Source organism: Amycolatopsis sp. EV170708-02-1 (assembly GCF_022479115.1).
In the GTDB taxonomy this organism is placed as follows: Bacteria; Actinomycetota; Actinomycetes; order Mycobacteriales; family Pseudonocardiaceae; genus Amycolatopsis.
In genome coordinates this window covers 5,305,640-5,327,546 of the sequence record NZ_CP092497.1, presented here as the reverse complement: position 1 = coordinate 5,327,546, position 21,907 = coordinate 5,305,640, and the positions used below count along the sequence as shown (strand labels likewise).

Genomic DNA, 21,907 nt, shown 5'->3' with positions numbered 1-21,907 from the left:
GATGGATGACGGTGGCTCAGTGCCGTCGCCAGCCGAGCGTGATGTCCTTTGTGGACAGCCATCCGCGCAGGTCGTGGCCGTGGGTGGCCAGCCCGTCGACGGTCGTGTGACTGACACCGAGCGCGCGTTCGCCGTCGGCGGGGGAGAGCAGCCCGGCGGTGACCGCGGCGAGGAGTTCGTCGGTGTCGATCACCTGGACGGACTTCTTGTCCCGCAGGACGAGATCGAGATAGAGGTCGGTGGCGACCCACACGCCGTCCTCGCGGCGGATGTCGACGACGTCGAGGTAGAAGTCCTGATCGCGTTCGTGGCCGGGGTTGAACCAGAAATCGGTGATCCGCAGGCCGAGATCGGGCAGCAGCCATGACTCGATGTAGTGGAACTGCGTCCGCCCCGGCGTCGGCCGCGCCATGTAGAGGCCGAAGGGTTCTTCGCGGTATTCGTCGACGTCCCTCACGAAGCCCTTCGGATCGGTGTTGGTCTTCGCGGCCGGGTCGAAGTACTCGACCTTCGGCGGATGCAGCGCGGTCATGCGCCCATCTTGGAAGGCGCCGACGCCCGCGAACACCGCCCAACCGGGTGGACGATCACGGTTTCGCGGTTCCGGGGGAGCGGAGCCAGCCGGCCGGATAAGGTGCGCTGGTTGCGCCGTAGGGGTGAGTGGGAGTCGACGTATGTTCGGGATCATCAGGCCGTGCCGCCACCGGCTTTCCGCAGGGCTGCACGCGGACTGGCTCGCCCATCTCTGCGGTCTTTGCCTGGCACTGCGCGACGAACACGGACATCTCGCCCGAATGGTGACGAACTACGACGGCTTGATCATCTCGGCGCTCGTCGAAGCCCAGTCGCCGCGTGCGGAGGGGCGGCGCGAAGCCGGCCCCTGCCCGCTTCGGGCGATGAAGGGAACGTCGGTCGCGAAGGGCGGCGGTGCCCAGCTCGCGGCGGCAGTCTCCCTGGTGCTGGCGTCGGCCAAGATCAGTGACCACGTCGAGGATCGCGACGGCGCCTTCGCGCGGCGTTCCGTCGCTCTCGCTGCGAAGCGGGTCGCGACGCGTTGGGCTGACCAGGGGAGCCGCACGGGCGTCCGGATCGGCTTCGACACGGCTGTCCTGACCGAGGCCGTCGACCGGCAGGGCGAGATCGAACGCGCCCTCCATCTGGGTGATTCGGCCGTGCTCGCCACCGAACCGGCCGAACTGGCGACGGCGGCCGCGTTCGCGCACACCGCGGTCCTCGCGGGCCGTCCGGAGAACGCCGCGCCGCTGGCCGAGGCCGGGCGCCTGTTCGGCAGGGCGGCTCACCTGCTCGACGCCGTCGAGGACCTCGCCGAGGACGAGGCCGCCGGGGCGTGGAACCCGCTGACGGCCACCGGCACCGGTCTCGCCGAGGCGCGACGCTTGTGCGACGACGCCGTGCTCGGTGTCGAACTCGCCCTTCGCGAAGTGAGGTTCGAACAGCCGAAGCTGATTCACGCGCTGCTCGTGCACGAACTGCGGCAGGCGGTGCGACGGTCCTTCGGGCACAACCTCAGCGGTCACGGGCACGGCCCCCAGCAGCCGCCGCCGGGCTGGATCGGGCCCGGGCCCCGGCCGCAACAGCATCCCCACCAGCCGTATCAGCAACAGCCCTACCCCCAGCCGCCCTACCCGCAGGGCGGACACCAGGCGCCGCCGCCGAGGCCTGTCCCGCCGCAGGGCGCTCCCGGTGGCGGAGGCCCGCCGCAGGAGCCGCCGAAGAAGAAACGGAAGCACGGCGGCCCGCCGACCGACGGCCAGGGCGGCTGCTGCTGGACGCCGAAGTTCCGGGTGCCGGCCCAGCCGAGAGGGTTCTTCTTCGGCTGCGCGGTGGCGACCTACATGTGCTGTTCTTGCCAGTTCTGCTGCCGGGACCCGTTCCCCGGGTCGTGGAGCGGGAAGCCGCACGAGGCCTGGTGCAACAACTGTGACGGTTGTGACTGCTGCAACTGCTGTGACTGCTCATGCTGAGCTGACCAGGGGATCGAAGAAACTGTCGGACCCAGCGCCTACTCTGGTTCCCGTGGCTTTCGCAACCGAACACCCCGTGCTCGCCCAGTCGGACTTCCGCCCCGTCACGGACATCCCCCGGACCGGCGGCCGGTTCGAGGTGGTCAGCGAATACAAACCCGCCGGTGACCAGCCGGCGGCCATCGACGAGCTCGAACGCCGGATCAACGCGGGCGAGAAGGACGTCGTGCTCCTCGGCGCCACGGGTACCGGCAAGTCGGCGACGACGGCTTGGCTGATCGAGCGCGTCCAGCGGCCGACACTGGTGATGGCGCCGAACAAGACGCTCGCCGCGCAGCTGGCGAACGAGCTGAGGGAGTTGTTCCCGCACAACGCGGTCGAATACTTCGTCAGCTACTACGACTACTACCAGCCCGAGGCGTACATCGCGCAGACGGACACCTACATCGAGAAGGACTCGTCGATCAACGACGACGTCGAGCGGCTGCGGCACTCGGCGACGATGAACCTGCTGTCCCGGCGTGACGTCATCGTGGTCGCGAGTGTCTCGTGCATCTACGGCCTCGGCACGCCGCAGTCGTACCTCGACCGGTCGACGAAGCTGAAGGTCGGCGAACAGCTCGACCGCGACGTCTTCCTCCGCGCGCTGGTGGACGTGCAGTACACCCGCAACGACATCGCCTTCGCACGCGGCACCTTCCGCGCCCGCGGCGACACGGTCGAGATCATCCCGGCGTACGAAGAGCTGGCGATCCGCGTCGAGTTCTTCGGCGACGAGATCGAAAAGCTCTACTACCTGCACCCGCTCACCGGCGACATCGTGAAAGAGGTCGACGAGGTCCGCATCTTCCCGGCCACGCACTACGTCGCGGGCCCGGAGCGGATGGAGAAGGCCATCCGCGGCATCGAGGCCGAGCTGGAGGAGCGGCTGGCCGAGCTGGAGAAGCAGGGCAAGCTGCTCGAGGCGCAGCGGCTGCGGATGCGCACCGCGTACGACATCGAGATGATGCGCCAGGTCGGGTTCTGCTCCGGCATCGAGAACTACTCGCGGCATATCGACGGCCGTTCCGCCGGCTCCGCGCCCGCCACGCTCATCGACTACTTCCCGGAAGACTTCCTGCTGGTCATCGACGAGTCGCACCAGACCGTCCCGCAGATCGGTGGCATGTTCGAAGGCGACATGTCGCGGAAGCGGAACCTGGTCGACTTCGGTTTCCGGCTGCCCAGCGCGGTCGACAACCGGCCGCTGACCTGGGAGGAGTTCAGCGACCGGATCGGGCAGACGGTGTACCTGTCGGCGACGCCGGGGCCGTACGAGATGGGGCAGGCGGGCGGCGAGTTCGTCGAGCAGGTCATCCGGCCCACCGGCCTGATCGACCCGAAGGTCGTCGTGAAGCCCACCGAGGGCCAGATCGACGACCTGGTGCACGAGATCCGCGAGCGGGCCGAGAAGGACGAGCGCGTCCTGGTCACCACGCTCACCAAGAAGATGGCCGAGGACCTCACCGACTACCTGCTGGAGCTGGGTATCCGGGTGCGGTACCTGCACTCCGAGGTGGACACGCTGCGCCGGGTCGAGCTGCTGCGGCAGCTGCGCGCCGGCGATTTCGACGTGCTGGTCGGCATCAACCTGCTCCGTGAGGGTCTCGACCTGCCCGAGGTGTCGCTGGTCGCGATCCTCGACGCGGACAAGGAGGGCTTCCTCCGCAGTGGCACGTCGCTGATCCAGACGATCGGCCGCGCGGCGCGAAACGTGTCGGGCGAGGTGCACATGTACGCGGACAAGATCACGGACTCGATGCAGCACGCCATCGACGAGACCGATCGCCGCCGCGCCAAGCAGGTCGCCTACAACGAGGAACGCGGTGTCGACCCGCAGCCGCTGCGGAAGAAGATCGCCGACATCCTGGACCGCGTCTACAGCGAGGCCGAGGACACGGAGTCGGTCGCCGTCGGTGGCTCGGGCCGGAACTCCTCGCGTGGCAAGAAGCCCGAGCAGGGCGACCGTGTACGCAGCTCCGGGATGCTCGCGGACAAGGACGTCGCCGGGATGCCGCGCGCCGAACTGGCCGACCTCATCCAGCAGATGACCGACCAGATGATGCAGGCCGCGCGCGACCTGCAGTTCGAACTGGCGGCCCGGCTGCGTGACGAGGTCTCGGACCTCAAGAAGGAGCTCCGGGGAATGGACGCGGCCGGCATCAAGTAGCCGCGTTTCGTCCTCTGAATGCGATCGTTGCGTGTGCAAGTACCGCATTCAGAGGACGAAACGCGTGAGGCCGGTCAGAGGCGACGGCGCTCCAGCATGGTCAGGTCGGCGTCGAAGTCGGGGAACCCGGCGGGCGCCGAGCGCATGCTGACGCCCGGCGAAACCGGCGGCAGACCGGCCCACCGCCGCACGGTGTTCGTCGCTTCGGCGGCCTGCTCGGCGGGAAGCTGCGAGATCCGGGCGCCGTGGTTCCCGCCCGGCACCGTGTAGCTGTAGGAGTCCTTCGTGCCGAAGCCGAGCTTGAACGGCTCGGCACCCCACGGGTCGTTCCCGCCGTACACGAACATCAGCCGCTTGCCCCGCGACTTCACCCAGAAGTCGATGTCCGGCATCGCGAGATGGTCGAACCGCGGGATGTCGACCGATTTCGGCACGAACGTCCGCGACACGTTGGAGCCCGGGTAGCGCAGCAGATCCCGGAGATAGCCTTCGTAGGACTCGGGGGCGCCGAGCTGGTAGGCCGCCTGGAAGTAGTACGGGACGTAGACCTCGAGGTTCTGGTCGGAGTAGGTGTTGAGGCTCTCGACGCGTTCGAACCAGGCGTACACCTCGGCCGCCGGGGCACCCGCCTTCGGGATCGTCGCGCAGTCCGACTGCCTCTGGTACTGCCAGAAGGCGAAGTACGAGTCGATCACCGAGATCTCCAGCGACACATCGGCCGAGCCGACGGTCTTGAACGTGTAGCCGTTCTTGGCCGCGTCGGCGGCGGCGAGCGCCGCGAACTCGGAGCGCCGGGTCAGCACGTCACGCTGGATCGCCTTCAGTGCCGAACGGCAGGCCGGATCGTCGCCGACGTTCGCCAGGAAGGCGTTGTAGCGATCGTGCGAGTTGATGACGTCGTTGGGCGCGACGTACGGGATCGTCGCGTCGACGTCGTCCGGGAAAAACCTACGGAAGTAGGTCGCCGTCATACCGCCCTTGCTGCCGCCGGTCGCGAGCCACTTGCCCGGATAGATCCGCTTGAACGCCTCGACGGCGCGGTGCTGATCGGCGGCGGCCTGCCAGATCGTCAGCTGCTTGCCCCAGTTCGGCCGCTCCGGACGCGAGGGGGTGAAGAAGCGGTATTCCATCGACAGCTGGTTGCCGTCGACGAGCTGGGTCGGCTCCGAGCGGTTGGGCGATTGCGACACGTTGTACCCGCTCGTGTACACCACGGTCGGCGAGCGGAATTCCTTGTGCAGCAACGTGAAACGCTGCTCGAAGGTGCCGCTGTCCGGCCGGCGGTGGTCGACGGGCTGGGTGTAGGTGAGTTTGAAGAACCGGTATCCGGTCGGCGCCGGGTTCTCGGAGACGACGGTCAGTCCGGGGATCCTCCCGAGCGCTTCCTTGATGTCTTCGGGTGCCGCCTGTGCGGCCGGGGTCAGCCCGGCCAGTGCGAGAACGGTGATCGCCAGAATCGACCACGCGGCCGTGAGCTTCCGCATCCATGCCCTCCCCATCGGGACCTGTTGAGCGGTCGGATACTCACAGAGTCACCGCCGGTGGGCAATCGCCTATCCGGTCGAGCCGCGCAGCACCCGGTCGACATAGGCCTTGATGGCCGCGCGGGCTTCGGGGGAGCTCCACAGTTCGAGGACGTGCGCGTCGTCGCCGGTGCGGTGTTCGGCGATCCGCTCGTGGAACGGCCGGTGCAGCTGCGCCTTCGTGTGCGCGTACGCGGCCGCCGGGATCTCGGCGAGTTTCCTGGCCACCTCCACCGCCCGCTCGACGACGTTCCCGGGCGCGGTCACCTCGTTCACCAGGCCGAGCCGGAGCGCGTCCGCCGGGAGATGGGTCTCGCCGAGGAACGCGAGTTCGGCGAGGATGTCGGCGCCGAAGCCGGATCGCAGGATCTCCAGCGCCGCCAACGGGAACGGCACACCGACGAGCAGCTCGGTGATCCCGATCCGGCCGGGGCCGTCGGCGAGGACGCGGCGGTCGCAGGCGGCGGCGAGCACCGCCCCGCCGGCGATCGCGTGTCCGTTGACGGCCGCGACCACCGGACCGGGGAAACCGAACACCGAGAGGAACGCGTCCGACAGCGCGGGCAAGAAGTCCTCGAGATAACCCGTGCCGCCGTCGTGCACCCGCCGCAGGTCGACGCCCGCGGAGAAGATGCCGCCGGTACCGGTCAGCACGACACCGCGACAACCGCCGAGCTGCACGTCTTCGAGCCGGACGATGAGCTCCTGGCAGAACTCCGTGTCGAGGGTGTTCGCCTTGCCGTGCTGCAGGGTGACGACGGCGATCCCGCCTTCGTCGTCCACGCGGATCGAGGAGGTGGCCATGGGCCGACCGTACCGGAGCCCGCGGGGATCTACAGTGGACCGCTAGTCCTTGAGGCGCACGGTGACCGTCGGGCTGAAGGACCGTTTGCGGTTCCAGCCGGTCTCGGCGCCGATGCTGAGCTGGATGGCGCGGTCGGCGGGCGCCCAGTAGCCGGTGCGCACGAAGTACGCGTCCATCGAGCACAGCCTGCTGCAGGACTTGCGGTTGCAGATGGTCTCCCAGCCCCACTGCCTGCCGCTCTCCTCGACGCCGTTGCGCCGGACGAACAGATGCGGGTTGCCGATATCGCGGCAGTAGGTGCTGCCCTCGGAGATGTAGAGGACCCCGTCGATCTTGTAGAAGCGATTGTTGTCGAGAAGCGTCACCTGGCCCGAGACGGCGAATCCGACCCGGCCGCCCTTGCCGGCGCTCATGGTCCAATCAAGAGAGAATTCTTGGACCGGGGTCTCGACTGACTGGGTCATGGTGACGTCCCCGCTTTCTTCTCGCGTCGGCACCTTATTCACTGAAGATAAGGATTACCCGGAGGTCTCCGAAGGTGAATGGGAGCTTTTCACCCAATGAGTCGATGATCGGAAAACAGATGTTCTCATGCGCATGAAACACCGGTTACCGGCGCTAATGGGTGAAGGTCGCCACGGCCAGTGAAAACCGGGGCCCACCAGGGAAGAAGATTTCGTCTTCCCGGTGGACCCCGGTCGTTTTCCAGTGCTGAAACGCTCTCAGCTGGTGATGTCCTTCGTCGCGAACCGGCGGCCGGCGAGGAGGAAGAACACCGTGCCGTACAACGCCGCCGACACCATGCCGTTGGCCATGTTCGTCCAGTCGATGTCGGTCGAGATCAGATCCATCCACGAGAACGCGAAATGCGTCGGAAGATAGTCCCGCAGCCCTTCGAGCGCGGTGATCTGGTCGAGGATCTGCGAGACGATCGCGACGATCACCGCGCCGCCGACGGCGCCCAGCGGGGCGTCGGTGGCGACCGAGAGCAGCATCGCCAGCCCGGCCACCCACGCCAGCTGCAGGATGATGTAGATCGTCGCCAGCCCCATCGCGATGAGACTGTCGCCGAACGACACCGCGTCCCCGGTCGGGCTGATCGCGTCGCCGGCGCCGTACCAGATGACGCCGACCACCAGCGACACCAGCGGCAACAGGATCAGCGCGACCGCCGAGAGGATGCCGGAGACGATCGCCTTCTGCCGCAGCACCCGATGCCGGGGGACCGGCATCGCGAGCAGGTACTTCAGGCTCGACCACGACGCCTCGCTCGCGATCGTGTCGCCGTAGAACAACGCCACGATCATCGGGAGCAGGAACGTCCCGGACACGAACAGCGCGAGCACCACGAAGTTCGGCGCGCTCGCGGTGGCGAGGTCGACGAAGCCGCCGCTGCGGCGGTTCGGGTTGGCCTGCCCGATCTCGAACGCGATCACCAGGATGAACGGCAGCAGCGCGACGAACCCCAGCATCAGCTGGGTCCGCCGCCGTTTGAGCTGCCGTTTCAGTTCGACACCGAGCCTCAGCGTCCGGTCGGCGCGGTACCCCGCCACCGCCCCGTCGGGGCCGACCTCGGTCGGTTCGTGCGACGCGACCTCCGTCAGCTCCAGCAAGGCGGCCGGATCGGTGTGCACTCCGTGATCCGCCCGGGTCACCGGGCCGGAACCATTGGTCTTACTCACCCTTCGAGTCCTCTCCGACCAGCTGCAGGAACGCGTCTTCCAGACGGCGCCGCGGCCCGGCCTGCTCGACCGCGACCCCGGCCCGCACCAGGACGGCGACCGCCTCGGCGCGCGCGAGACCGTCGAGATCCGCGTGGACCAGCTCCCCGTCCACGTCGACGCCGGAAACCCCGCCGACCTTCCGCAGCGCTTCGGCCGCTTCGGCGGGCTTGTCGACGCGGAACGTCGCCTCGCCGCTGGACGCGGCCAGTTCGCCGACCTCACCCGAGGCGACCAGCATGCCGCGGTGCATCACGACCACGTGCGTACAGGTCTGCTCGACCTCGGCCAGCAGGTGGCTCGAGACCACCACGGTGCGCCCGGTCGCCGCGTAGCGCTGGAGCACCTCGCGCATCTGGTGGATCTGTGGCGGGTCGAGCCCGTTGGTCGGTTCGTCGAGCACCATGAGCTCCGGCAGGCCGAGCATCGCCTGCGCGATCGCGAGCCGCTGCCGCATGCCCTGGCTGTAGGTGCGGACCCGCCGGTTCACCGCGTCGCCGAGCCCGGCGATCTCCACTGCCTCGGCGAAATGCGCCTTGTCCCTCGGGCGGCCCGTGCTCGCCCAGTACAGCTCCAGGTTCTCCTTGCCGGATAGATGCGGCAGGAAGCCCGAACCCTCCACAAAGGACCCGATCCGGGACAGCACCGGCGCGCCGGGCGCGATCAAGTGGCCGAACACGCGGATGGTGCCCGCGGTCGGGGTGATGAGCCCCATCAGCATGCGCAGGGTCGTCGTCTTGCCCGCGCCGTTCGGCCCGAGCAGGCCGAGCACCTGGCCGGGTTCGACCCGGAAGGACAGATCCTTCACCGCGACGAAACCGCCCGCGTAGGCCTTGCGCAGACCTTCGATCACCAGTGGCGTCTTCGCCAGGCTCTCGTCGACGTCGTGCGCGCGGCGGCGGCGGAACGCGGCGATCACCGTGATCGCGATACCCGCGAGCAGCGTCCCGGCGATCCCGAGCAGCTGCGCGATGGGCGCACCCGCGCCGACGGAGTTGCCGGGCACGACCGGGACGGCGAGCCGTCCGCCGTCCGCCAGCCCGATGCGGAACACCGCGGGCTCGACCGGCGTCGCGAACGCCTGGTCCGTCGTGCCGACGACCAGCCGGAGCGTGTGCCCGGCCTCCAGCGGCCGCACGATGCCCGGCAGGGTCACCGTCACCTCGACCGGACTGCCGTCGGCGGGCAGGCCCGTGACGCGGAACGGCGCGACGGAGTTGGCCGGAAGCGTGCGGACGCCTTCCGAGTTGACGTCGTAGAGTTTCGCGAACAGGACGGCTTCCTTCTGCGGGGTCCCGGTGGAGGGATCCGCGGAGACCTGGAGCCGGACCGTCGAGGAACCCGCCGCGATCGTCTGCGCGTCGAGCGGCGGCGTCGCGAACTGCGCGGCCTGCCCCGGCGGGTCCAGGCTGAACAGCCCGGATAGCCGCGACGAGCCCGCCACCGCGCCGTTCAATCCGGGGATCCCGCTCACCGCGGCGGGATTGCCGCCGGCGGGCCGGACCACGGACTGCGCCGGGCCCGCCAAGGCGAACTGCCGCCGCTCGGTGGCGTCGCTGGTCGCTCCCGGATACGCCGGGGCGCTGACGGTCCGGACCGAGGGGGCGCCGTTCGCCCGCAGTGTGCCCTGGATGTCGTAACTGAACCCGGTGCCGGGATCGGTGCCCTGCCCGGTGAGGGAGAACTTGAGGAAGTCGGCGATCTGCGCGCGCAGCTTCTGTCCTGGCTTTCCGCCGTCATGGCCGCCGGTGTACCAGATCGTGCGGACCTTGCCGCCCGCGGCGGAGATCTGCCGGGCGGTCGCGTCGGACTGGTCCAACCCGAACAGCGTGTCGCTTTCCCCCTGCACCAGCAGGGTCGGCACGGTGATCTTGTCCGTCACGGACGCGGGGGACACCCGGCGGAGCAGGTCGACGGTCTTCTGGCTCGCCTTCCCGGTGGTGGCGAGTTCGGTGTAGGCCTGGCAGACCTCGGCGGTGAACCGTCCACAAGGGTCCGCGGGGCCGGAGGGCGGGCGCTGCCCGTCCGGGCCGCCGAGTGGCAGCGACTGCGCCGCGGCCCCCGCCGCGCCCGTGCCCTGTGCCGCACCGGATTCGCTCGTCTCGTCACCGGCTTCGGGCGCGTCGTTGGCGGGGGAGCCGGACTGCGCCGCGCCGGAACCGGCGGAGAAGAAGATGCCGGCCCACGACTTCTTGAAGACGCCGTCCGCGGTGAACGCGCCGGCGGCCGGGGTGGCGGCGTTCGGCGCGGCCGGGGCGGCGGCGTTCGGGAAGAGGCCCTGCGCGAGGTCGTTGTAGGTGATCACCGGCGCGATCGCGTCGACCCGCTTGTCGGTCCCGGCGAGCAACAGGGAGAGCGCGCCACCGTACGAGGCGCCGGACACGGCCACCTTCGGGTCGCCCTTGTCGGTGAGGACCTCGGGCATCCCGGCCAGGGCGTCGATCAGCTTCCGGGCGTCGGCGACCTCGCGGTCGGGGTCGTTCAGCGCGATCTTCCCGGTGCTGCGGCCGAAACCGCGCGCGGACCAGGTCAGCACGACGAAGCCCTTGTCGGCGAGTTCACGGGCTTCGGTGGCGACACTGTTCTTGTCACCGCCGAAACCGTGGGCGAGCAGCACGGCCGGAGCCGGGGTCTGTTCGGGCAGGTACGTGGTGGTGTCGATCTTGACGACCTCCGACGAGCCCGGGGTTTCGGGCAGATCGAGGGTCTTGTCCTGGGTTCTGACCGCGGACGGGGCGGGTTCGCTGTTCGTCCACACGACGGCCGCGGCGGCCAGGACCACCACGACCGCGGCGAGCGCGGTGAGCTTCGCGCTTCGCGTACGAGGGAGCGGGATTCGGGGCACGGAATGACCGTATTTCACCGAACCTGAGAGTCGCTCCTCCAGCACACAGGGACCACACAAGCGTGATGTGTGGCCACCACCGGAACGGGTAACCCCGCGAGGGAGAAGAGGTGGGTGTGACGGGAGTTACGCCATCATCTTGGTGACAAGGGCAACCTTAACTGGCGTCAGACGTACAGACAGGTCAAACTGGACCAGCTGTGAGGGGAGTATTCCTTCGCGGCGGTGTCGTCAGCACGGTGGCCTTCGCAGGCCCCCGGCACCGTCGGCCGGTTTCGCACCGGCGGAAGAGACCTCCGGTTAGTCGCTGCTGTGCACTATCCGGAGGGTTGGATACATGTCTGTTCCCCTGTGGCTATGGATCGCCACGGTCGGTGGCCTGCTCGCGCTCATCGCGCTGGACCTGGTCATCGTCGATCGCAAGCCGCATGAGGTCACCACCGGCGAAGCCGCCCGGTGGGTCATCTTCTACATCGCCGTGGCCATCGCTTTCGGCGTCGGTGTCTGGGTGTTCGCCGGACACGACCCAGGGGTCCAGTTCTTCACCGGGTACATCACCGAGTACTCGCTGAGTGTCGACAACCTGTTCATCTTCATGATCATCATGACGTCGTTCAAGGTGCCCGCGATCCACCAGCACCGGGTGCTGCTGATCGGCATCCTGCTCGCGCTCGCCATGCGCAGCGTGTTCATCGCCGTGGGCGCCGCGCTGATCGCGCAGTTCGTCTGGGTCTTCTTCCTCTTCGGCGCCGTCCTCATCTGGACCGCGGTCAGCATGGTCCGCAACAAGGACGAAGAAGAGGAATACGAGGAGAACGCGCTCACCCGCTGGGTGCGCAAGCTCTTCCCGGTCACCGAGGAGTGGCACGGGCACAAGTCCTTCGTGAAGAAAGACGGCAAGCGCTGGATCACCCCGATGTTCCTGGTGATCGTCGCGATCGGCAGCGCGGACCTGCTGTTCGCCGTCGACTCGATCCCCGCGATCTTCGGTATCACGCAGGAGGCCTTCCTGGTCTTCACCGCCAACGCGTTCGCGCTGATGGGCCTGCGCCAGCTGTACTTCCTGCTCGGTGGCCTGGTCACCAAGCTGGTGTACCTGTCCTACGGCCTCGCGGTGATCCTCGCCTTCATCGGCGCCAAGCTGTTCCTGCACGCGCTGCACGAGTACCACGTCGTCCCGGACTGGCTGGACATCAACAACTGGGTCTCCCTGGGTGTCATCGTCGTGGTCCTGAGCGTGACGACGGTGGCCAGCCTCGCCAAGGCGAAGAAGCTGGAAGCCGCGGAGCGGGAGTCTTCAATCAGTAGTTAGAGCTGCTAAGGATCGGGTACCGTCGGGGCCGTGCGTCCCGTTGACATCGAAGCCCTGACGGTCCCCGGCATCCTCGCGCTGCGCGGCGACCTGCTGCTCACCGCGGTGAGCAGGCCTGATCTGAAGACGAACAGCTACCGCGGCCGCCTGCACAAGGTCGACCTCGGCGGTGGCGGGGAAGGGCCCTGGACCCACGGGGCCAAGGACTCCGCCCCGCCATCTCGCCGGACGGCCGGTGGGTCGCCTTCCTCCGGGCGGGTGAGGGCTCCGGGCGCGTGGCCAAGCCGCAGGTGCACGTGATCCCCGCGGCCGGCGGCGACGCGAAGCGGATCACCGATCTTCCCCTCGGCGCGGGCGCGCCGGTCTGGGCGCCGGACTCCCGCCGCGTCGCCTTCGTCGCCCGCGTGCCGGAGCCGGGCCGCTACGGCACCGAGAACGCGGACGGCGAAACGCCGGAGCCGTCCGAAGAAGCGCCGCGGCATATCAAGAACCTCTTCTACCGCGTCGACGACGCGGGTTTCCTCAACGACCGTCCACAGCGTCTGTTCGTCGTGGACACCGCGGCCGCGCTCGACGAGGAGGAGCCCGCCGAGCTCACGCCGCTGACCGACGACCGGGCCGACGTCGATCATCCTTCGTGGACGGACGACGGCGAGCACGTCCTGTTCACCGCCCCGCGTGACTGGGCCGCCGAAGACACCGTCCGCTCGGACGTCTACTCGGTGCCCGCGGCCGGCGGCGAACCTCGGCTGCTCGTCCGGTCCCTGGGCACCGCGGACCGGCCGGTCGTCGCGCCGGACGGTTCGATCCTCTTCTACGGCACCGAGTTCTCCGGCCAGGAGGAGATCGCCCGCAACACCGGGCTCTGGCAAGCCTCTTGGCCCTCCGGAGCCGAGACCTCGTCGCCGCGGCGGCTGACCGACGTCGAAACGGTGGACTGCGACAACGCGGCGAGCCCTCCGGTCGTCCTCGGTGACGAGGTCCTCGTCGTGGTCCGCACCCGCGGTGCCGCCGAGCTGCGCGCCGTCCCCCTTGAGGCCGAACTGGCCGAGCTGAAGACGTTGCGGCGCCTGGCGGGCGAGCGCACCGCGGTGAAGTCGTTCGCCGTCGACGGCGAACGGATCGTCGCGGTGATCGGGACGCCGGAGAGCTCCGGCGACGTCGTGCTGCTCTCGGACGGGGAGCCGCGCGTGCTCACCGACTACTCGAAGGCGTTGCGGGACACCGGGATCCTGCCGCTGGAGGAACTGGACACGACCGCTCCCGACGGCTACCCGGTCCACGGCTGGATCGTCCGGCCCGAGGGCGACGGACCGCATCCCGTGGTCCTGATGGTCCACGGTGGACCGTTCGCGCCGTACGAATGGAAGGTCTTCGACGAGGCGCAGGTGCTCGCCGCCGCGGGCTACGCCGTCGTCCTGGGCAACCCGCGCGGATCCGCCGGCTACGGCGAAAGCCACGGCCGGAGCATCGTCCACGGCTTCGGCACCGTGGACGCGGACGATCTGCTGGCCTTGCTGGACGAAGCGCTCAAACTGCCCAACCTCGACAGTGATCGCGTCGGCGTGATGGGTGGCTCGTACGGCGGTTTCATGACCAGCTGGCTCGCCGCGCATCACGGCGGCCGGTTCCGCGCCGCGTGGAGCGAGCGCGCGGTCAACGCCTGGGACTCGTTCGTCGGCAGCTCCGACATCGGCTGGTTCTTCGCCGGGGGTTACGTCGGGGACGATCCCGACGAGCAGCGCAAGCGCAGCCCGTTGACGTACGCGGGGAAGATCGACATCCCGTTCATGGTCGTGCACTCCGAGCAGGACTGGCGGTGCCCGCTGGAACAGGCGCAGCGGATGTACGTGGCCTTGCGGCAGAACGGCGTCGCTGCCGAGTTCCTGCTGTTCCCGGGCGAGGGGCACGAACTCACGCGGTCGGGGTTGCCCCGGCACCGGGTGCAGCGGTTCGACGCCGTGCTCGAGTGGTGGGGCCGTCACCTCTGAGTCTCGTGAGTGGCAAGGACGGTTCTAACCGTCCTTGCCACTCACGAGGCCCGAAGCTCAGCTGAGCAGCGTGTAGTTCAGCTCTTCGCACACCCGGCCCAGCGGGACGTCGAGCCCCGGATGGTCCAGCGGGAGCAGCACGTCGGGCGCGACCGGCAGCGAATTCCCGGCCGGTGGGTCCCACAGCGCGAGGGCGGGGCCGCCGGAGTCCATGGACGACCGGTACCAGACCCCGTCGAGGTCGCCGAAGGCGGCGCGGATGGCGCGCGCCCAGGCCTGGGTGATCTTCTTCGGGCCGCTGGAGATCTCCTGCGAGGCGCCGACCCGGGTCGGCCACAGGCCGGCGAGGTCGAGCAGCCGCAGCGTGCGGGTCGGCCGGACGACCACAAGACGCGGGCCGCGGGATTTGCGGTCGACCGTCGACGTGGTCTGGAAGACCTCCGCGATGCTGGTGCGCACGGTGAGCCCGAAGTACAGGACGCCGTTGCCGGGGTCGGTGACCGGGCGACCGCCGCGACCGGGGGTCTGCGGGTCGAAACGGCCGTGCGGGAGCGGGCCGCTGTAGCGGAACGAATTCCACTGCTGGGGGTGGTTGCCGTGCGCGGTGAAGATCCTGACCAGCCTGGTGCCGGGGTGCACCGCCACCACGTCGTTGGTGCGGTGCAGCTCCTTGACCAGGACAGAGCGTGCGGGCGGCAGGGGGAGCCGGGCCATACCTCGGGAGTCGTCCGTCCTTGTCGGGTGATCTTGCTCGTTGGGGTCAGCCTACGGCCTACCCCCGACTGAAATTCCGTCGTCGGGCAAAGATCTCAGAACGGCGACCCCAGCGTGGCCACCAGTCTCGCGACGTGCTCGGGATCGCCGCCGGAGAGGAGCCATTGGCGCGGGGTGGCGGGATGCTCGTTGATCACCAGATCGGTCTGCGGGGTGCTCATGAACGCGGCGACGACGAGCGCGGGCTGGTCCTCGGGGACGGCGCGCAGCACGACCTCCAGGCCGGGCAGCACCCCGGAGCCGGCGAACTGCCAGGCGGGCAACCGCCAGCCCTGGTCCTTCCAGCCGGTGAGCCTGCCCTCCTTCAGGCGGTGGCGGATCCGGCTGTCGTCCACGCCGAGCGTTTTCGCCGCTTCCAGCACGCTGAGCGCGGAATCGGCGAGCACGGCGTGCGCGGCGACCGTCCGGGCGCGGAAGTCCGGCTCGGCCTCGCCGCGGGGCGAGAGGTCCAGGCCGACGTCGGTGAGCGCGGCTCGCTGGTCCGCCGAGAAGTAGTGCGACGGGTCGGGGTTCGGTGGGGTCAGCCTCCGCGCCGCGTCCTCGACGAGGTTCAGGAACTCGTTGGCGTCGACCTTCAGGCCCGCCTTGGCGAGAACGTTCTCGAGCGCTATCGACATAACGCCTAGGGTAACGCGTCTGTGCGGGTTCGTGCGGTCTCATCTCGATTTCGTGGGTGAATTCACCAGAGATGAACACAGAGCGCACGGAATCAAACACGTGCAGTAGGGAATATCGCCACAGTGTGCCCGGATCGGGCGAGCTTGTCCAGGACTTCGGCTTGACAGGTGGTAAGGAGGAACTTACCTTCCGAAAGGTAAACGATTTCTTCCCACCGCTTCGGAGAACCCGGCTGGTGTGGGGCCGGCTTGGGGGAACAAGGGGGTGGGGCGTTCCTGGGCGGCCGGTGCGAACCGGTCGCCCAGGCACGTCGTGCACTCTCCGGTCGTCAGTCGCGCCGTGAGCTCCGGCGCACGATCAGTTTCGCCTGCAACGTGGTCGTCGTGGCCTTGCGCGTGCTGTCGCCGATGCGGGCGAGCAGCAGCTCGGCGGCGACCCTGCCCACCTCGTTCGCGGGCTGCGCGACCACCGTCAGCGGCGGATCGATCAGCGTCGTCCACGGCGCGTCGTCGAACGACACAATCCCCACGTCCTGCCCCGAGCGCAGGCCGCGTGAAGCCAGCGCCTCCAGGACGCCGATCGCCATCGTGCTGTTGCCGACCAGCAGCGCGTCCGGCGGCTCGGGCTCGTCGAGCAGGCTGAGCGCGGCGAGCCTGCCGCCCTCGGCGCGGAACTCGGCCCGCCGGGTGAGCGCGTTCCCCTCGCCGACGGCGTCCGTGTAGCCGGCCAGCCGGTCTTCGGCCGTGCGCACCCCTGGCGGCCCGCTGACGCAGGCGACCCGCCGGTAGCCGCCGTCGAGCAGATGCCGGGTCGCGTCGCGGGCGGCGAGCCTGGTGTCGACCAGCACCTGGTCGCCGGTGTTCTTCAGCAGCGGCCGGTCGACGGCGACCACGGGGGTGCCGCGTTCGGTCAGCCGGTCGACGTTGGTGGCCCGGCCGGTGGGGGAGAGCACCACGCCGGCGACCCGCTCCTGGAGCGCGACGTCGATGTAGCGCCGCTCCTTCTCCTCGTTGTCGTCGGCGTTGCACAGCACCACCGAGTAGCCCGCGGTCTGCGCGATGTCCTCCACGCCGCGGGCGATCGCGGTGAAGAAGGGGTTCTCCACGTCGGAGATGATGAGCGCGAGCACCGCGGTCTCCTGGCGGCGCAGATTCCTCGCGAGGCCGTTCGGGTGGTAGCCCAATTCCGCGGCGGCGGCCTGCACCCGTGCCGCGAGTACCGGGTCCACAGTGGACTTGCCGTTGAGCGTCCTCGACACGGTCGCCGTCGAAACCCCGGCCTTCGCCGCCACGTCGTTGATGGTGGCCACCGTGACCTCCCCTTCTGCAGGTGTATTGACACCTTCGCACGGGAAGAATAGCTTGACCGACAATCGTTACCATCCGCTGATCGCGCTACTCGCGCGGAAGAGTTCGGAGGGGTCGTGGGGGAACCGGGCCTGGTGCTCGGCATCGACATCGGCACTTCGAGTTCCAAAGGTGTCCTCGTCGATTCCCGGGGCACGGTGGTGGCGCGCGCGTCCCGGCCGCACGAGACTTCCCGGCCCCGTCCCGGCTGGTTCGAGCACGACGCGGAAACCGTGTGGTGGCACGACTTCCTCGCCCTCGCGAGAGAACTTTCGGCCGGCGCGGAGGATCATCCCATCATCGGGGTGTCGGTCAGCGGGATCGGCCCGGTGCTGTTACCGGCCGACGCTTCCGGTAAACCGCTGCGCCCCGCGATCCTTTACGGCGTCGACACCCGCGCATTCGACGAAATCCGGGAATTGAACGAGGAATTCGGCGAAGAATCCATTGTGGAACGCGGGGGGAGCGCGCTCGGTTCGCAGGCCGTCGGGCCGAAATGGCGCTGGCTGGCGAAGAACGAACCGGACGTGTTCGACCGTGCGGAGCTCTTCTTGATGGCGAGTTCGTTCCTCGTGCTGCGGCTGACCGGTGAATACGTCCTCGACCATCACTCCGCGAGCCAATGCGACCCGATGTACGACCTGCGCGAGGCCCGCTGGGCGACGGACCGGGTCGCCGCGATCGCCCCCGGCGTAGAGCTGCCCAGGCTCGCGTGGCCGACCGAGGTGGCCGGCCGGGTCACCGCCGAGGCAGCCGCGGAAACCGGCCTGCCGCAAGGGATCCCGGTGACGGCGGGCACGGTGGACGCCTGGGCCGAGGCGACCAGCGTCGGGGTCACCGCGCCCGGGGACACGATGCTCATGTACGGCACCACGATGTTCCTGGTCCAGATGCTCTCCGATCCCCGCCCCGGGCGGGGGTTGTGGACGACCCGCGGCGCTTTTCCCGGTACTTATTCGCTCGCGGCGGGGATGGCCACCTCCGGCGCGATCACCGACTGGCTGCGGGAGCTCGTCAGCGGAGAGTTCGGAGAACTGGCCGCGGCGGCGGGCGAGGTCCCGGCGGGCAGCCGCGGCTTGCTGATGCTGCCGTATTTCGCGGGAGAACGGACACCGGTGCCGGATCCGGACGCGAGGGGCGTCATCGCCGGGCTCACCACTTCCCACGATCGCGCCGATCTGTATCGCGCGGCGCTGGAAGGCACCGCGTACGGGGTGCGGCACAACCTGGAAGCCATGCGGGAGGCAGGTGGCGGCACCGGCCGGATCGTCGCCGTCGGCGGTGGGACACAGGGCGGGGTGTGGACGCGGATCGTCAGCGACGTCGCGCGGATCGAGCAGGAGATCCCCGCGGAAACCATCGGTGCCGCGTTCGGGAACGCCGTTCTCGCGTCCGTCGCACTGGGACGGGAGCCGGATGTCGAAGCCTGGAACCCCGTCGCCGAAATCGTCCGTCCGAGCGCGGACGCCGATGTCTACGACGAGTTCTATCCGCATTACCGTGATCTATATCGGTCCACAGTGGACATCGCTCACTTCCTGGCGCGGAAGAACTCACTCGCCTTCAGCCCGGAGAACTCCCGGCAATCCCGGCTCAGGTGAGCTTGGTCGGCGTATCCCGCCGAGAACGCCAGCGAGGCGAGATCCGGCGCCGACCCCGACAGGCCGATGGCGCGCTGGAACCGGCTGACACGCAGGTAGGTCGCGGGACCGTAGCCCACCGCGAGGGTGAACCGCCGTCGCAATTGCCGCTCCCCGGTGGCGAACCGCTTCAGCGCGGCCGAAACCCTGGGCGCGCCGCCGTCCAGCCTGGCGATCAGCTCCGAGATCTCCCGGTCGGCTCGCCCGGCCCGGCGCCTCGCGACGACATCGGTCAGCGAAGCGGCGCCGGAGAGCACCCGCTCGGCCAGCAGCTCGCCCTCCTTGCCCCAGAGATCGCCGAGGGAGACGCGCTGATCACGCAGCTCGTCGGCACCCAGCCCCAGGACGTCGCTCGCCCGGCCGGGGGCGAACCGCACGCCATGCGCCCGCTCGCCGGCCTCCCAGGTCCAGGGCGCCGTGTCCGGCCCGGCGACGAAGACCTCGCCGTCGCATTCCACGAGATCCACACAGCCGTCGGGCACGATCCGCTTCGGCGCTCCGCCCGCGTCCTCCCACAGGCAGCGCACCACGCCCTCCAGGCCGCCGGGTGCCGTCCTCTCCCGATACACGGTTGCCATGATGCCCCCGGGCTACGACAGAATCAGGCCGTGTCCGAAGCAGAGATCGATTCACTGGCCTGGATCCACGTCCGTGACCGCCGCCTCCTGTCGGTGCGGACCGAGGGCAAGGCCAAGTTCTACCTGCCGGGAGGCAAGCGGGAGCCGGGGGAAGGCGACGTCGCCGGCCTGTGCCGGGAGATCCGGGAGGAGCTCGGCGTCGAGCTCGACCCGCTGAGCTTCCGCTTCTTCGCGGTGCTGAACGAGCAGGCCGACGGTTACGCGGACGGCCGCCGTGTCCGCATGACCTGCTACACCGCCGAACACCGCGGGGAGCCCGTGCCGGGACGCGAGATCGCGGAGTCCGCGTGGCTGTCCTCGGCCGACGCCCACCTCTGCCGCCGGCGGGCAGGCGGGTGCTCGGGCTGCTCGCCGGCACGGGTCTCGTCGATTGACGCTGTATCACTCAAAGTGAGCTGTTCGGCTCACTGTGTTTACGCCGATCGCCCCATGACCAGGCCCTCTCCGCTCACTGGGACACCCAAAAGGGTGAATATCGGGTTTCTTCCCGATAACGGCTAACGCGGAGTCACCTTCGAACGAGAAGTAGTCGACGCACTCGACGGAAGTGCGCTCGGACGAGAGAAGACCTCTCCATGGGTGTTCCCACCGCGACCCCTCCGGCATCGGCGCCGGGGCCGGGTGCCCCCGGCAGGCTGAAGCCGCTGGGGACCGTCGTGGTCGTGCTGGGGGTGGTGGCCGTCGCCGTCACCCTGACCGGTTACATGCTGCCGAAGGCCTCGCGCCCGGTGCAGAGCGCGCCCGCGCCGCGGGTCGAACAGGCCGCGGCCGCCGTGCGCACCGTGATCCACTCGGTCGTCTACGAACTTTCCGGCGCGAAGGGCGCCCAGAACGTCACCTACGTCGCGCAGGGTTCCGAGCTCCTGCAGAAGACCGAGGTGACAGCGCCGTGGAGCACCACGTTCGAGCGCGAGAGCCAGGAAGGCCACGACGAGTTCTACAGCCTCTCCGCGCAGGGTTCGGGTAGCGGTGCCTTGCGGTGCCGGATCCTCGTCGACGGCGAGGTCGTCAGCGACCGCACCGCGCCCGCCCGGGCGCACCGGTGACCTGTACGTCCTAAGGCAGGATCATCCGGGTGACGGATGGTGCGATCGAGTTCGGCCCGGTGCTCGCCGTGGTCTTGGCCGTGCTGGCGATCTTCGGCGCGGCGGTGGTGCACTTCGGACGGCTGGGGCAGGGCAAGGCGGTGCTGTTCGCGGCCGCGCGCGCCGTCGTGCAGCTTAGCGCCGTTTCGCTGGTGATCGTCGGGATCCTGAAATCGGGCTGGCTGACCGGCGGGTTCGTGCTGCTGATGTTCACGATCGCGGCGGTCACCTCCGCGCGCCGGATCGGGGTGGCGAAGGATCTCGCATGGGTCGCGCTCGCCATCGCGTCCGGAGTGGTGCCGGTGCTGACCCTTGTCCTCGCGACCGGAGTGGTCCCGTGGCGGCCCATCGCGATCGTGCCGATCGCCGGGATCGTCATCGGCGGCGCGATGTCCGCGACCTCGCAGGCGGCGAGGCGGGCCCTGGACGAACTCGTGTCCCGGCACGGCGAGTACGAAGCCGCGCTGGCACTGGGTTTCCTTCCCCGCCCGGCCGCGCTGGAGATCTGCCGCCCTTCGGCGGGGCACGCGCTGATCCCGGCCCTCGACCAGACCCGGACCGTCGGCCTGGTGACCTTGCCCGGCGCCTACGTCGGTGTCCTCCTCGGTGGCGCCGGGCCGGTACAGGCCGGGGTGACGCAGGTGCTCGTGCTGATCGGGCTGCTGGCCGCCGAGGCGGTCGCGGTCCTGGTCGTCGTGCACCTGGTCGCGGCGGGCCGGATCAGCCGAAAGGCGACTGAAGATGCGACGTGTCGTTGAACCGCCGCACCAGCCAGTTCTCGCCCGACACCACCAGATGTGAGATCGAGCCGTTGTCCGCGCCGAGGAAGGCGAACCGGTTCTTCGCGCCGCTCGCCTGAGCGAAGACCTCGCCGATGACGCCGCCGTGGGTGAACACGGCGATCCTCCGGTCCGGGTTGGCCGCGGCGAGCCTGCCGATGGCCGCCTGGATCCGCCCGCCGAACGACTCCATCGTCTCCGCGCCGGGGATGACGTCCCAGCGCTGTTCGCGCCACAGCTGCTCGACGATCGGGTGGCCTTCGTAGGTGTAGCGCCGGAAGAGGCCGTTCTCCCAGTCGCCGAGGTGGATCTCGCGCAGGTCCGGCTCGACCTCCGGCGTGAGCCCGAGCTTCGCCGCCAGCGGTGCCGCGGTCTGCGGTGTCCGGCGCAGCGTCGTCACATACAGCGCGGAGATCCGCTCGTCGGCGAGACGGCGCCCCACCCGCTCGGCGTGGTCCCTGCCTTCCGGCGCCAGGTCCGGATCGGCCTGCCCGTCGACGAGGTCGAACGGGTTGTCGCCCTTCGCCGGGGCGGATTCACCGTGGCGGACAAGGAAGATCTCGGTCGCGCCCGGGGGAGGTGAGAACCGGTGCTGGCGGTATTCGACTTCCTGCTCAGGGGTGCTCATACCCCGGA

Annotated in this window: 17 protein-coding genes and 2 pseudogenes; 8 read left to right on the top strand and 11 right to left on the bottom strand. The window is 69.2% G+C overall.

From position 1 onward, the window contains the following. Nucleotides 1-16: 16 nt before the first annotated feature. Nucleotides 17-532, bottom strand: coding sequence for a DUF402 domain-containing protein (locus tag MJQ72_RS24190; protein WP_240593216.1), 516 nt, complete (start codon nucleotides 530-532; stop codon nucleotides 17-19). Nucleotides 533-674: 142 nt separating this feature from the next. Between MJQ72_RS24190 and MJQ72_RS24185 the strand changes: the two genes are divergently transcribed. Then, nucleotides 675-1,985: a DUF5685 family protein gene (locus MJQ72_RS24185; RefSeq protein ID WP_240593215.1), complete on the top strand. Its 1,311-nt coding sequence runs from the start codon at nucleotides 675-677 to the stop codon at nucleotides 1,983-1,985. 52 nt (nucleotides 1,986-2,037) lie between these two features. After that, nucleotides 2,038-4,194, top strand: coding sequence for an excinuclease ABC subunit UvrB (uvrB, locus tag MJQ72_RS24180; protein ID WP_315860743.1), 2,157 nt, complete (start codon nucleotides 2,038-2,040; stop codon nucleotides 4,192-4,194). Nucleotides 4,195-4,268: 74 nt separating this feature from the next. On the opposite strand, the gene MJQ72_RS24175 is transcribed toward uvrB, so the two are convergent. From MJQ72_RS24175 to MJQ72_RS24155, 5 genes are all read right to left on the bottom strand, one after another. Beyond that, a complete protein-coding gene (locus MJQ72_RS24175; protein ID WP_240593214.1) occupies nucleotides 4,269-5,678 on the bottom strand; it encodes a S28 family serine protease in 1,410 nt (469 codons plus the stop codon). Between the two features lie 69 nt (nucleotides 5,679-5,747). After that, on the bottom strand, nucleotides 5,748-6,521 hold the full coding sequence (locus MJQ72_RS24170; protein WP_240593213.1) for an enoyl-CoA hydratase/isomerase family protein: 774 nt from the start codon (nucleotides 6,519-6,521) through the stop codon (nucleotides 5,748-5,750). Between the two features lie 42 nt (nucleotides 6,522-6,563). After that, nucleotides 6,564-6,986, bottom strand: a complete 423-nt coding sequence (locus tag MJQ72_RS24165; RefSeq protein ID WP_240593212.1) for a hypothetical protein — start codon at nucleotides 6,984-6,986, stop codon at nucleotides 6,564-6,566. 258 nt (nucleotides 6,987-7,244) lie between these two features. Beyond that, nucleotides 7,245-8,204, bottom strand: a complete 960-nt coding sequence (locus MJQ72_RS24160) for an ABC transporter permease (protein WP_240593211.1) — start codon at nucleotides 8,202-8,204, stop codon at nucleotides 7,245-7,247. Continuing rightward, on the bottom strand, nucleotides 8,197-11,106 hold the full coding sequence (locus tag MJQ72_RS24155) for an alpha/beta fold hydrolase (protein WP_396426870.1): 2,910 nt from the start codon (nucleotides 11,104-11,106) through the stop codon (nucleotides 8,197-8,199). The genes MJQ72_RS24160 and MJQ72_RS24155 overlap by 8 nt, the downstream gene beginning before the upstream one ends. Before the next feature lie 319 nt (nucleotides 11,107-11,425). On the opposite strand from MJQ72_RS24155, the gene MJQ72_RS24150 reads away from it, so the two are divergent. Further along, on the top strand, nucleotides 11,426-12,400 hold the full coding sequence (locus tag MJQ72_RS24150) for a TerC family protein (RefSeq protein WP_240593209.1): 975 nt from the start codon (nucleotides 11,426-11,428) through the stop codon (nucleotides 12,398-12,400). 30 nt (nucleotides 12,401-12,430) lie between these two features. Further along, a pseudogene (locus MJQ72_RS24145) lies at nucleotides 12,431-14,391 on the top strand (S9 family peptidase). A 57-nt stretch (nucleotides 14,392-14,448) separates the two neighbouring features. On the opposite strand, the gene MJQ72_RS24140 reads toward MJQ72_RS24145, so the two are convergent. The 3 genes from MJQ72_RS24140 to MJQ72_RS24130 form a co-directional block, all read right to left on the bottom strand. Beyond that, nucleotides 14,449-15,105 carry an RES family NAD+ phosphorylase gene (locus MJQ72_RS24140; protein WP_240593208.1) on the bottom strand — a complete coding sequence of 219 codons (657 nt, stop codon included), beginning with the start codon at nucleotides 15,103-15,105 and terminating at the stop codon, nucleotides 14,449-14,451. A 95-nt stretch (nucleotides 15,106-15,200) separates the two neighbouring features. Continuing rightward, on the bottom strand, nucleotides 15,201-15,782 hold the full coding sequence (locus MJQ72_RS24135; protein ID WP_240593207.1) for a DNA-binding protein: 582 nt from the start codon (nucleotides 15,780-15,782) through the stop codon (nucleotides 15,201-15,203). A gap of 329 nt (nucleotides 15,783-16,111) precedes the next feature. After that, on the bottom strand, nucleotides 16,112-17,092 hold the full coding sequence (locus MJQ72_RS24130; protein WP_038511357.1) for a LacI family DNA-binding transcriptional regulator: 981 nt from the start codon (nucleotides 17,090-17,092) through the stop codon (nucleotides 16,112-16,114). Between the two features lie 114 nt (nucleotides 17,093-17,206). Here MJQ72_RS24130 and MJQ72_RS24125 point away from each other — a divergent pair, with 114 nt between their 5' ends. Next, nucleotides 17,207-18,730, top strand: a complete 1,524-nt coding sequence (locus MJQ72_RS24125) for an FGGY-family carbohydrate kinase (protein ID WP_240593206.1) — start codon at nucleotides 17,207-17,209, stop codon at nucleotides 18,728-18,730. Here the strand turns inward: MJQ72_RS24125 and MJQ72_RS24120 are convergent. Further along, nucleotides 18,661-19,347, bottom strand: a complete 687-nt coding sequence (locus MJQ72_RS24120) for a helix-turn-helix domain-containing protein (protein WP_240593205.1) — start codon at nucleotides 19,345-19,347, stop codon at nucleotides 18,661-18,663. The genes MJQ72_RS24125 and MJQ72_RS24120 overlap by 70 nt on opposite strands. Before the next feature lie 30 nt (nucleotides 19,348-19,377). Between MJQ72_RS24120 and MJQ72_RS24115 the strand changes: the two are divergent. From MJQ72_RS24115 to MJQ72_RS24105, 3 genes and pseudogenes are all read left to right on the top strand, one after another. Then, nucleotides 19,378-19,781: pseudogene (locus MJQ72_RS24115) on the top strand (NUDIX domain-containing protein). Nucleotides 19,782-19,982: 201 nt separating this feature from the next. Next, complete coding sequence (locus MJQ72_RS24110) at nucleotides 19,983-20,453, top strand: MmpS family transport accessory protein (protein ID WP_240593204.1); 471 nt, start codon at nucleotides 19,983-19,985, stop codon at nucleotides 20,451-20,453. Between the two features lie 29 nt (nucleotides 20,454-20,482). Continuing rightward, nucleotides 20,483-21,250, top strand: coding sequence for an ABC transporter permease (locus MJQ72_RS24105; protein ID WP_240593203.1), 768 nt, complete (start codon nucleotides 20,483-20,485; stop codon nucleotides 21,248-21,250). On the opposite strand, the gene MJQ72_RS24100 is transcribed toward MJQ72_RS24105, so the two are convergent. Then, nucleotides 21,213-21,899 (bottom strand): histidine phosphatase family protein, encoded by a 687-nt coding sequence (locus tag MJQ72_RS24100; RefSeq protein WP_240593202.1) that lies wholly within the window; start codon nucleotides 21,897-21,899, stop codon nucleotides 21,213-21,215. The two genes, MJQ72_RS24105 and MJQ72_RS24100, sit on opposite strands and share 38 nt — an antisense overlap. Nucleotides 21,900-21,907 lie beyond the last annotated feature (8 nt).